This window comes from Lacticaseibacillus paracasei subsp. paracasei (assembly GCF_000829035.1).
GTDB classification, from domain to species: Bacteria; Bacillota; Bacilli; order Lactobacillales; family Lactobacillaceae; genus Lacticaseibacillus; species Lacticaseibacillus paracasei.
The window spans coordinates 112,828-124,292 of record NZ_AP012541.1; the positions used below are offsets into that span (position 1 = coordinate 112,828).

General features: G+C 49.0%; 10 protein-coding genes. 8 read left to right on the forward strand and 2 right to left on the reverse strand.

Features of this window, described 5'->3' with window-relative positions; translation table 11 throughout:
- The first annotated feature begins 193 nt into the window (after positions 1 to 193).
- From LBPC_RS00550 to LBPC_RS00560, 3 genes are all read left to right on the forward strand, one after another.
- Entirely contained in the window at positions 194 to 1,489 is a 1,296-nt protein-coding gene (locus tag LBPC_RS00550; RefSeq protein WP_003662153.1) for an adenylosuccinate synthase, read from the forward strand.
- A gap of 308 nt (positions 1,490 to 1,797) precedes the next feature.
- Positions 1,798 to 3,657: a heavy metal translocating P-type ATPase gene (locus LBPC_RS00555; protein ID WP_003662151.1), complete on the forward strand. Its 1,860-nt coding sequence runs from the start codon at positions 1,798 to 1,800 to the stop codon at positions 3,655 to 3,657.
- A gap of 94 nt (positions 3,658 to 3,751) precedes the next feature.
- Positions 3,752 to 4,102, forward strand: coding sequence for an ArsR/SmtB family transcription factor (locus tag LBPC_RS00560; RefSeq protein WP_003562714.1), 351 nt, complete (start codon positions 3,752 to 3,754; stop codon positions 4,100 to 4,102).
- Between the two features lie 86 nt (positions 4,103 to 4,188).
- On the opposite strand, the gene LBPC_RS00565 is transcribed toward LBPC_RS00560, so the two are convergent.
- A complete protein-coding gene (locus LBPC_RS00565) occupies positions 4,189 to 6,609 on the reverse strand; it encodes a plasma-membrane proton-efflux P-type ATPase (protein ID WP_003662146.1) in 2,421 nt (806 codons plus the stop codon).
- Positions 6,610 to 6,853: 244 nt separating this feature from the next.
- On the opposite strand from LBPC_RS00565, the gene LBPC_RS00570 reads away from it, so the two are divergent.
- Positions 6,854 to 7,732 carry a LysR family transcriptional regulator gene (locus LBPC_RS00570; RefSeq protein WP_016365941.1) on the forward strand — a complete coding sequence of 293 codons (879 nt, stop codon included), beginning with the start codon at positions 6,854 to 6,856 and terminating at the stop codon, positions 7,730 to 7,732.
- Here LBPC_RS00570 and LBPC_RS17190 read toward each other — a convergent pair.
- Positions 7,724 to 7,945 (reverse strand): hypothetical protein, encoded by a 222-nt coding sequence (locus LBPC_RS17190; RefSeq protein WP_225349885.1) that lies wholly within the window; start codon positions 7,943 to 7,945, stop codon positions 7,724 to 7,726. The genes LBPC_RS00570 and LBPC_RS17190 overlap by 9 nt on opposite strands.
- Positions 7,946 to 8,197: 252 nt before the next feature.
- On the opposite strand from LBPC_RS17190, the gene LBPC_RS00575 reads away from it, so the two are divergent.
- From LBPC_RS00575 to LBPC_RS00590, 4 genes are all read left to right on the forward strand, one after another.
- Positions 8,198 to 9,319 (forward strand): helix-turn-helix transcriptional regulator, encoded by a 1,122-nt coding sequence (locus tag LBPC_RS00575; RefSeq protein WP_003662139.1) that lies wholly within the window; start codon positions 8,198 to 8,200, stop codon positions 9,317 to 9,319.
- 66 nt (positions 9,320 to 9,385) lie between these two features.
- Positions 9,386 to 9,601, forward strand: a complete 216-nt coding sequence (locus LBPC_RS00580; protein ID WP_003562727.1) for a PLDc N-terminal domain-containing protein — start codon at positions 9,386 to 9,388, stop codon at positions 9,599 to 9,601.
- Complete coding sequence (locus tag LBPC_RS00585; RefSeq protein WP_003573002.1) at positions 9,598 to 10,527, forward strand: ABC transporter ATP-binding protein; 930 nt, start codon at positions 9,598 to 9,600, stop codon at positions 10,525 to 10,527. The genes LBPC_RS00580 and LBPC_RS00585 overlap by 4 nt, the downstream gene beginning before the upstream one ends.
- Positions 10,524 to 11,285 (forward strand): ABC transporter permease, encoded by a 762-nt coding sequence (locus LBPC_RS00590; RefSeq protein ID WP_003662136.1) that lies wholly within the window; start codon positions 10,524 to 10,526, stop codon positions 11,283 to 11,285. Before LBPC_RS00585 ends, LBPC_RS00590 begins: the two co-directional genes overlap by 4 nt.
- Positions 11,286 to 11,465: the final 180 nt, after the last annotated feature.

Consider the following 11,465-nt stretch of genomic DNA (forward strand, 5'->3'; position numbering starts at 1 on the left):
CCGAATGCGACATGGTCTTTCGTGTAGAGACGATAAAAAGCGCATTTATAATATTTTCGTTCGTGTTTTTGTGGAAAATGTTTTTCGTGTCATTTTAAAGTTCGGATTTTGCTTGTCTTCAAGGCGTCATCCTGTTAGACTACCAGATGGCGGGTAAAAATGCCCGCACTAAGCCGTGAGGAGCGATCAGTTAATGGGAACTGTAGTTATTGTCGGTACACAATGGGGCGACGAAGGTAAAGGGAAGATTACGGATTTCCTGAGCCAAGGCGCCAAGGTGGTCAGCCGTTATCAAGGCGGTGACAATGCAGGCCATACGATCCATGCAAATGGCGAGGTTTATAAGCTGCGCCTCGTACCATCAGGGGTACTCTACCCGCATCAGTTATCGGTGATCGGTAATGGTGTTGTTGTGAATCCTAAGAGCTTGGTCGGTGAATTGGCCCGGCTCGCAGAACAAGGCGTGACTGGCGAAAATCTGCGGATTTCAGACCGTGCTCACGTGATTTTGCCTTATCATATTAAATTAGATAAATTGCAGGAAGCAGCAAAGGGCGCCGACAAGATTGGGACGACCAATCGCGGCATCGGCCCAGCCTATATGGACAAGGCTGCTCGAGTTGGCATTCGGATGGCTGACTTGCTCGACAAAGAAATCTTTGAAGAACGCCTCAAAGCTAATTTGAAAGCTAAGAATGAAGAATTCGTCAAAGTTTATGATAGTACGCCGATGAATTTTGATGATATTTTTGAAGAATATTATCAATATGGCCAACAATTGAAACAGTATGTTTGCGACACCTCAATTGTGTTGAACGACGCGATTGACAAAGGTGAACACGTTTTGTTTGAAGGCGCGCAAGGGATTATGCTGGATATTGATCAAGGGACCTATCCGTTCGTCACGTCATCGAACCCTGCTGGTGGTGTGACGGTTGGTGCCGGCGTTGGTGTCTCCAAGATTGATCGGGTTGTTGGGGTTGCGAAAGCTTATACATCCCGAGTTGGCGACGGTCCGTTCCCAACTGAATTGCTCGATAAAACCGGAGATTTCATTCGCAATGCTGGCCACGAATTCGGTACTGTAACCGGCCGACCTCGGCGGATTGGCTGGTTCGATGCTGTCGTTGTTCGTCATTCTCGCCGTGTTGCCGGGATTACGGATCTGTGCCTCAACTCAATTGATGTGCTAACCGGTTTGGACAAAGTCAAAATCTGTGTTGCCTACGAACGCGATGGCGAACGGGTTGAAAACTACCCAGCTTCGCTCAAGTTCCTCAGTGAATGCAAGCCAGTGTATGAAGAACTGCCAGGTTGGCAAGAAGATATTACCAAAGCCAAAACTTTGGATGATCTTCCGGAAAATGCGCGGCGTTACGTTGAACGCATCACAGAATTACTTGGTGTTGACCTGCTGACATTCTCAGTTGGCCCTGACCGTGACCAAACCAATGTCCTTGAGAATGTTTGGGATAAGGTATCGCGCTAGACTCACCGCGATTTGATAATTCAATAGCGATTTTTTAAGAGCTGCTAGGTGAAAATTCACTGGTGGCTCTTTTTTTGACAAATTAGGACATCATTCATTGGATTCTAAAAGAGCCCAGTGCCAAGGCGGAGCAAGTGTCGGCCAGAGGAGGCTCGAAGCGTCGTCTCCGCTCTACCAGCCCCATCTGGCTGGAGATTGTCGCAATCAAGGTATTTTCATGATTGACACCGTCCCTTAAAGTCGGTATATTGAAGATGATATATGAACATATGCTCATATGAACATTAAATGTAAGGGCGGGATCAAAGATGAAAAAAAACAAGGCCATTATTTTTTATATGCTTGGCGTCATCACCTTCATTGGCGGCTTACTCATCACCCAACCGATAGCTCGCGCGGCGTTGTTGGTTTTTGCCGCGATTGTTGCGGGTTATCAAGTGATTGCAGAAGGTATCATGGCAACGATTCAAGCAACTAGAAAACGGCGCCGTTTTTCGCCAAATATTCATCTCCTCATGGCACTGGCTGCACTTGGCGCCATTGCGATTGGCAGTTTTGAAGAGGCCGCGATGCTAATTCTGATTTTTGCTGGCGCGCATTTTTTGGAGGAGTACGTTGAAAACAAGAGTCGCAAAGAAATTACGGCACTGCTGGCTATGGCGCCTCAAGAAGCGCGGCGCTATACCTACACCGGTGCATTAGAAGTTGTACCAGTGACAGCATTAAACATCGGTGATCAATTACAGATTCTGAATGGCGCTCAGGTACCAACGGATGGCGTTATTATTGCCGGCACTGCTAGTCTCAATGAAGCTGCGATCAGTGGTGAAAGCATTCCCCGTGAAAAGCAAACCGGCGATGAGGTTTTTGGTGGGACCATCAACGGCAAGTCAACCTTTGATATGCGGGTTACCAAGTCAAGTGATGAAACGGTTTTTGCTAAGATTGTCCAGATGGTGCAGTCAGCCCAAGACTCCCCAACCAAAACAGCCAGCGTGATTCAACGTTTTGAGCCGATTTACGTGAAGGCGGTATTGGCCGTATTGCCGATTGTTTTACTTGCGGGACCATTTTTACTTCATTGGTCATGGGCAACCAGCATCTATCGCACGATCGTCTTCTTAGTGGCTGTGTCGCCGTGTGCCTTGGCCGCCAGCGCGGTGCCGGCCACATTGTCAGGCATTTCAAGTCTGGCGCGGCAGGGGGTTCTTTTTAAAGGTGGCAGCTATTTAGCTAATCTGACCCAGTTAAAAGCCATTGCGTTTGATAAAACCGGGACGTTGACGGAAGGCGTACCAGTGGTGACGGACAGCGAATTTGTGTCGGATGTGGATGAAGCCGCCTTGACTCAGATTATTACAGCAATGGAAATGCAAAGTAATCATCCGTTGGCGAATGCGATTGTGAGCCATTATTCAAAAAGTGATGTACCTATCACGGATGTGCATAACGAAATTGGCAAAGGCTTGACCGCTGAGTATCAGGGACACACTTACACCATTGGTAAGCCGCAGCGATTCAAGCAAGTTGATTCGGCATTTCGCAAGCGAGCCGCAACACTCAGTAAGCAAGGCAAAACCGTTGTTTTCGTTGCGGTCGATCAAAGGGTCGTTGGCCTGATCGCCTTGATGGATCAAGCAAAAAGCAGCGCTAAATCGGCCATTAATTACCTTAAACGGCACGACATTCAACCGGTGATGATCACGGGGGATGCGCAACAAACCGGTGAAGCCGTGGCCGCCGACTTGGGCATTGATCAAGTGGTCGCTAATGTGATGCCCGAACAAAAGGTTGCCGTGGTCCGTGAGCTGCAGACCACCATGCGGCCCGTTGCCATGGTCGGCGACGGGGTCAATGATGCACCAGCCCTAGCCAATGCAGAGGTTGGCATCGCGATGGGATCAGGAACTGATGTTGCCATTGATGTCGCCGATGTGGTTCTAGTCGAAAATGACCTTTCACGTCTAGCATTGGCCCATCAAGTTTCAACTAAAATGAATCGCATTGTGATCGAGAACCTGTTACTCTCCATGGCTGTTGTTGTCATGCTGGTTGTCCTAAACGTCTTGCAACTCACCAACATTGCTTGGGGCGTCATGTTCCACGAAGGCAGCACGCTGATTGTCATCTTAAATGGCCTACGCTTGTTAATTCCGCAGAGAGCTTAAGGGAAAACTGCCGACATCCGCCCTCAGTGAAAAGTGCCTTTCGATACCAAAGTCTGTTAAAATGGGCCATAAGTATCTTAAGGAGCGCAGTGCTATGACAACTAATGATGTTCGTAATGCGGACATGAATGAGAACGCGGTGCCTAGTGACGCCGAATTGCGGGATGTGCTTGATGTGTTTAAAACCATGAGTGACCCGACCCGCATGCGGATTATTCTTGCTATTGCCAAAGGGCCAATTACAGTCACCGATCTGGCCGCCATGCTCGACCTCGGTCAGTCAGCGGTTTCCCACCAACTGCGCCTGCTCAAACAAGCGCGGTTGGTTGTGGGGGATCGCTCCGGCAAACAGATTTATTATCATTTGGTGGATGACCATGTTTTGGAAATCTACGCGTTGACGAAGGCACACATTGAAGAAAAGCAGCATGGACAAGAAAATTAGTCATTGCTTATTTTAAAAGCACACAAAAACCACCAGTCCGAATTTGAAGCGGATCGGTGGTTTTTGGGTAAACAAAGCACGCATTATCATGCAATCTTTAACCAACGAAAGACAGCAACTTTAAGGAAATCAAGCACGATTGTGGCTGCCAGTATCAGTAGCAGAATGGTGACTAAAAGCGGTGAGCTGATGGCCGGCATGAGCCAGCCAGTCAAGGCTAACAGCGCAAAGATGACAATTGTGAAAAGATTGACAGCTAGCAAGGTGCGGCTTGGCCAAGATGTCCAAAAGTGGCTCCGTTCCCGGACGATCAGCAGCCGGAACTGGGAGTTGAAGACCAAACCAATTAAAACAGCGGTTTGCAAGACTGGCAAGCTGAGGTGGAACAGATTTAGCCCTAACCAAACGATCACGAGGTCGACTAAGGCGAACCACAAGCCCAAAACGCCGGAAGCCGCGGTTAACGGGCCGAGTCGCCATTGATTAGGACCGGCAGTTGACTGGACATTATCGGTAGCGATGGACATGGTCGCAAAGTCATTGGCGAACACGAGCAGCGACATCCCCAGCAGCGACACTAGGCTGACTTTTAACCAGAAGAAGCCGAGTGTAAACAAGATAATGATCTCAATGACTTTGGTGATTTTGTTGATGACCCAAGTCAGCATACGCTGGTAAGTTTGGCGACTGGTCGTGATAGCAGCGATGATGTCATGCAAGCCCGGGTGCGTCAAAATGATGCTGGCTGAAGCCTTGGCAACATCACTGGCGCTGCTGACGGCGGTCCCTAACTCTGCCTGTTTCAGCGCAGGGGCATCGTTTACCCCGTCACCGGTCATGCCAACGAGATGGCCATCTTCTTGTAACAACTTAACGATTTGATACTTGTCATCTGGAAAAACATTGGCAAACCCGTCACTTTCATGAATCAATTGAATTTTATCGGCTGTGGTGCCGGTTTTCAAAGCTTTGGCTGGTAGAATTTTGGTGCCGATGCCAACTTGTTCGGCAACATCACGGGCAATCGGTACACTGTCACCGGTGATCATCATCGGCTTGATACCTAAGTTTTTTAGCCGTGCAAGCATGGATGCTGAATCCGCTCGCGGCGGATCGGCGATTGCCAAAACGCCGACTAACGCCATTTGCGAATCGACGACGCTTGCGACAGCTAGGGAACGATAACCTTTTTTGGCGTTGGCGGTTGCTAGTTGTTGAATAGCAGCGCTGGCAGGCGCAGTGTCAGCAGGATGCTGCTTGGCGTATAACGCCAGAATCGTCGGAACAGCACCTTTGATGACCCGCATTTGCCGGTGATCAGTGGTTGTGATGACCGCTTCGGTGCGCTTGGTGGCAAAATCGAACGGCGTGAACTGCTGCCGTTTAGAGAAATCGAGGGGATGCTTGATTTCGGCGGCATAGTTGAGCACCGCCTGGTCAATCGCATCCGGATGTTCTTGATCTGCCGCTAACCCTGCAGCATCCAACAGTTGCTCGGCAGTATAGCCGGTGAGCGGTTGGCAAGCAATGATCGACAATTTGTTTTGGGTGATGGTGCCGGTTTTATCAAAACAGAAAATATCGATTGAAGCAGCGTCTTCCAAGCTCGTCAAGCGACTGACGATGATGCCTTTTTTGGAAAGTGCCATTGCCCCGACAGCCTGAACAATGGTTAGGACAGCAGGCAAGGCGACTGGCACGGAGCCAATCAGGAAAATGAGCACGAAGGACAGAATAAAAACCGGACTTTCATGCAGGTAAAGGCCGTAAATGGCGACAATGACCGATGCGGCAATGCCAAGATAGAGCATATAACGGACAATGGCGAGCATCAGTTCTTCTTGTTTTGACTTTGGCTTGGCGGTTTTCACCAACGTCACCGTTTGACCGAAGTAAGTCGTTGTGCCGGTGTTTAAGACGACGGCCTGAACTTCGCCGCTTTTGACAATGCTGCCAGAGTAAAGCAGGTTGCCAGCGCTAGCAGTAGCTGGCAGCGATTCGCCGGTCAGGGCGGACTGATCGACGGTGACATTGCCAGCGATAATCGCAAGATCAGCTGGGACAATGGCGCCAATTTTCAGTTGCACGATATCGCCAGGCACAACTTGGCTAGCGGCGAGTGCTTGCCAAGCCTGATCGCGGCGAACAGTGGCCATAATCTCCAGCTTCTTTTTTAAAAGGGCAACCGCTTTTTGCGAATTGTTCGACTGGACAAAGCCAATCACCGCATTAATCGTCAGCAATACGAAGATGATGATGCTTTCAGTGTCATGGCCTAAAATCAAGGTCAGTACAATCGCCAATTCCAACAACCACGGCATTGGACCCCAATAGCGCTTTAAGAAATCAAGCAAGTTATTGCGCTTTTGCTCAGGAATCGCATTCGGACCATACTGAGCTAGTCGCTTTTTAGCTTCATTACTCGTGAGACCATCCGTTGTCGTGTTGAGTTGCTTTAACACTGCTGCCTGACTTTTATCTTGATAACTGCGAGTATCTGCAAGCATTCAATCATCCCATCCTGAATCAAAACATTAACGACAAAATTTTTAGTTGGTGCGAAACAGTTCCTGGACGTCGTCGACATGACTGACCAACTTATCAGCTGCTTCATCACAAGCTTGTGACTCAAGTGTAACGCGTGGTGAGCAATATAAAAAATACATATTCGAGGTACTATCCATACAATTTGTGTATAGTGGAGCTGAAGGATTGCGAAGCTGACGATTAAAAATGAAGGGATCAATCGCGATGAATCTCAAGCAAATTACCTATTTTTTAGCGGTAGCAGAGGCTGGCCAGATGACTGCGGCGGCGAAACAATTGCACATGGCGCAGCCGCCGTTGAGTTATCAATTGAAAGCACTTGAAGATGAACTGGGTGTACGCCTGTTTGAACGTGGGTCGCGCGGTGTCCGACTCACTGGTAGCGGCCAACAGTTTATGACATACGCACAACAGATCGTTGAGACGGTTGCGGCAGCTGAGAACGCAGCGCGGCGTAGCGGTGAAGGTGAGATTGGCACACTGGCGCTGGGACTGACTTCTTCGGCCGGTGATGTCCTGCCGAGGCAAAAATTGCAGGCCTTTAATCGCCGCTATCCGCAGGTCGAGTTTGAGCTTTATGAGGACAACACTTATGGCATCCTCGACAAGTTACGCCGCAACATTCTGGATTTGGCCATCGTCCGAACGCCATTTAATGATGACGGTCTAGCTTCATGTCGCCTAAGCGGTGACCACATGATCGCCGTTGCTGCCGCGTCGCAGCCCTTGCCAGCCACGCTAACCATTCCCGACCTCAAGCAGCAGCCGCTGATTGTGTATCGCCGGTTTAGTTCGCTATTCAAAACCACGTTTGCCGAGTATGGCATCACACCGACAATTGCGGTGTTGTGTGATGACGCGCGCACGGCGTTGCATTGGGCCCAGATGGGGATGGGGGTGGCGTTGGTACCGGCGACCATGGCCGCTTTGGCGAGTCAGCAAAGTCACCTTGCCATGATTGATTATGAGCCATGGGTGACGCACATGACGCTCGTTTGGCAGCCTGAGTCGTTACACAATCCATTAGTGGCAAGATTTGTGGAGCAACTTTCGGGTGGGGAACCGGAGAAATATTCAAAATAAGGTTCGATTAGTTTTGTAGAAAGAGTCCTGAGCCGTGCCAAACTCCGCAATCTCCGGCCAGCTGGGGTGGCGACGCGTAGCTAGAGCGGAGACGGCGCTTCGAGCCCAAAAACCGGTCTCGAAGTCGCCTAACAACATCAGCGACAAAGCCCGGTCGCTGTGTTGTTTGCACGGCTGAGCCCCATCTGGCCTACGATTGCTCCGCCTTGGCACTGGGATCTTTAAATCCCTATGAATTATCCATAAAAGGGCCAACAATTCTGAGGCAAAAATTGTTGGTCCTTTTTCATGGATGTGAATGATGTCCAAATATCTTTGCATTTTTTGACGAATTACAAATGCTTGTTTTGTTGAGATGAATTATGAGTATCTCAATGGTTGATTTAGCGATGGCTAAGTTAACAACCGTTCGATATACTTACCCATATTGAGCCGCTACAATGATAAGTGAAAAGAGGGAACAAGATGGAAATTAATGTCGGTGCTGTGATCAGTGCTAATCGCAAGCAAAAAGGCATCACCCAGCAAGCTTTGGCAGATTTTGTCGGTGTTTCCAAAGCCTCGGTTTCAAAATGGGAGACAGGGCAAAGCTATCCGGATATTACGTTGTTGCCGATTCTGGCCGCTTATTTTGACGTTAGCATCGACAAGTTGATGGCCTATGATGCGCAACTGAGCAGCACGGAAATTCGTCGCATCTATACGTCAATGAAGCAGGCCTTTGAAACTCAACCGGGAGACGCGGTACTGAAATCAATTCGCAACTTGATTCGGCGGTATTACGCCTGCTATCCATTTTTGCTGCAAATGGGGCTGCTGATTTTGAATCATTACGATCTTTTACCGGGAACATCACAAACCGCGAAAGTTACCGAATATGTGAATGAAGCCCGCCTATTGTTTGTCCGTGTGCGGCAAAATAGCCAAAAGGCGCAGTTAACGGCAAAGGCGGTCGAACTGGAAGGCTATAGTCTGCTGTTGCTCCAACGACCCGATGATGTGTTAGCGTTGCTGGGCGAATATGTGCCAGAACAACTGCCTGCAGACAGTTTAATCGCCGGTGCTTTTCAGCAAAAAGGCGACTTGCGGCGTGCCATTGCAACCAGTCAAAGCGGTTTGATGCAGGACTTGAGCATCATCATGAGTCAACTGACTAATTACATGACCTTGCTAAATGATGATCCTAACCGATTGGCTGCGACGTATCAACGTGGGCAAGCGATTGCCAAGGCTTTTGATCTAGCAACACTCAATCCGGCAGTCTGGCTCAATTTCCAACTAGCTGCCTTGAATGGCTTTGCAAAACAAGATAAAACGGATGAAGCCGTGGCCCTTTTGCAGGAGTTCACGCATGTTTTGACGGCAACCAAAATGCCATTGACGCTGCATGGCGATGCTTACTTTGATGCCATTGAGCCATGGCTAGAACAACTGGACCTAGGTAGCCAATCACCGCGGGTTAGTGGTCAAGCCAAACAGGTTCTGGCTGATTTCGTCTTGCAAAACCCCGCATTGGCTAAGATCAGAACACTGTCAGAAGTGCAACCGTTGTTGGCTGAGTTAAAGCAAGTGAGCGGACATCGCTAGAACTCGTATGTACGGGCATTCAGAGCCTAAATAATTTAAATCAAAGCAAACCTTGGAGGAAAGAAAATGAATACCAATTGGCAACTATTTGCAGACTACTGGCCATTTTTAGTGCCACTGATCATTTTAGAATTTGGCTTGATGATCGCCGCAGTGATTCATATCCTGCGCCATCAGCATTATCGGTTCGGCAATCGTCTATTGTGGCTGTTGCTCGTGATTTTCATCCAGATCATTGGTCCGATTGTGTACTTTGTCTTTGGACGGGAGGATGAAAATTGAACATCCTAACTTTGCAACATGTCAGCAAGCATTTTGGTAGCAAGCAAGTGCTGCAAGATCTGAATCTGACTGTGCCGGCTGGGTCGATTTATGGCTTTGTTGGCGAAAATGGTGCCGGGAAAACCACGACCATGAAACTGATTCTAGGCTTGGATCAAGCCAGCGCCGGAGCCATTGAAGTCGCTGGTCAGCCTGTGCATTTCGGTGAAACGGAGACGAATCGGCAGACAGGTTATCTGCCTGATGTGCCGGCTTTTTATGGGTACATGACGGCACCAGAATACTTGAAATTATGCGGTCAGCTGACAGGTTTGCGCGGCGCTGAATTGCAGTCGCGGGTGGCTGCCATGTTGATCCAAGTCGGCTTGGCAGATGCCAAGCACCGTATCAGTGGCTTTTCGCGGGGGATGCGTCAGCGCTTGGGGATTGCGCAGGCCTTGCTCAACACCCCGAAACTCTTGATTTGTGATGAACCGACCAGCGCGCTTGATCCACAGGGCCGCACGGATTTTTTACAGTTATTGGCTAGTCTGCGTGGTCAGACTACGATTCTGTTTTCAACGCATATTCTGAGTGATGTGGAGCGGATTTGCGACCATGTCGGGATTCTACATCATGGCCGTCTACAAGTGAGTGCGCCATTGGACGATCTGAAGCAACAGTATGCTAAAAACCAGATTGCCTTGTCGTTTGCGACGACTGCCCAAGCGCAACAAGCCGCGCATTTGTTGGCAACCTTGCAGCAGCAGGGCCAGCTGACGCACCTTGAGCAACAAAAAAACAGTCTTCAAGCAGCATACACCGGTACCTATGCTGCCGCGGCTGATCGCGTCCTCACCATGTTACTTGAAGCCAAACTCATTCCGATCACGCTTGCCCAGCAAGAAGCCAATTTGGAACAGATCTTCATGGAGGTGACGCGATGAACGCAGCCATTATTTTCACCAAAAAAGAACTACTTGAAAGCTGGCGGACTCACCGCTTGTTGATTTTGACGGTTGTTTTCCTCATTTTCGGCATTTTGAGTCCGCTGATCGCCAAACTCATGCCGGAACTGTTAAAAGGCGGTCTGGGTGGCATTAAGGTGGCGGTCCCTAAGCCGACTTCGCTGGATGCATGGACCCACTATTACAAGAACATCACCCAGATGGGCATTTACGTGTTCGCCCTCATGCTTGGCAGTTGTGTCAGTCAGGAGATTCAACAAGGCACACTCGTTAACTTGGTCACCAAAGGCTTGCCGCGCTGGACGGTCATTGTTGGCAAAGCGATTGTCGGGATGTTGCTCTGGATCTGGATCACCAGCCTCGCCTTTTTGGTAACGTGGGCTTACACCGCGTACTACTTTCCTGATACGCGCAGCCCGCATGTGGTACTCGCGTTCTTACCATTATTAGTCTTTGGCTTATTCTTCCTCAGCCTGATCGTGTTTGGCTCCACACTAGCAACGAATAATTATGGCGGTTTGCTGCTGACGATTGTGGTGATGGCACTGTTGTATTTGGCACAAATGGTCAAAAGTTGGCAACATGCTAATCCGGTTGCCCTCATTGGCGACAATATGAAAATCCTTGTCAACAGTGATGCGCTAACGAAATTGATGCCGGCCATGGTCATTGCTGTCGTTGCCGCCGTTGTTTTATTTTTCGCGGCGATCAAGCTGCTGGATCGAAAAAAGCTTTAAAAAATTAGCCGAATTTTTGTTGATTAAACTCAAACTTCAACAAAAATATCGATTATTTTTGGGCTATGATCAAACGATTTTTGAAAAAGCAGAAGTCGGGTTCACATGCGCAAACGTTATAACACTCGGGCCTACCGTCGTTATCGTCAAGATGAATCGTGAACAACCAAATAATGCAAA

Coding starts and splice junctions, on each gene's coding strand:
- LBPC_RS00550 (WP_003662153.1), top strand. CDS start 194: ATGGGAACTGTAGTTATTGTCGGTACACAATGGGGCGACGAAGGTAAA.
- LBPC_RS00555 (WP_003662151.1), top strand. CDS start 1,798: ATGAAAAAAAACAAGGCCATTATTTTTTATATGCTTGGCGTCATCACC.
- LBPC_RS00560 (WP_003562714.1), top strand. CDS start 3,752: ATGACAACTAATGATGTTCGTAATGCGGACATGAATGAGAACGCGGTG.
- LBPC_RS00565 (WP_003662146.1), bottom strand. CDS start 6,609: ATGCTTGCAGATACTCGCAGTTATCAAGATAAAAGTCAGGCAGCAGTG.
- LBPC_RS00570 (WP_016365941.1), top strand. CDS start 6,854: ATGAATCTCAAGCAAATTACCTATTTTTTAGCGGTAGCAGAGGCTGGC.
- LBPC_RS00575 (WP_003662139.1), top strand. CDS start 8,198: ATGGAAATTAATGTCGGTGCTGTGATCAGTGCTAATCGCAAGCAAAAA.
- LBPC_RS00580 (WP_003562727.1), top strand. CDS start 9,386: ATGAATACCAATTGGCAACTATTTGCAGACTACTGGCCATTTTTAGTG.
- LBPC_RS00590 (WP_003662136.1), top strand. CDS start 10,524: ATGAACGCAGCCATTATTTTCACCAAAAAAGAACTACTTGAAAGCTGG.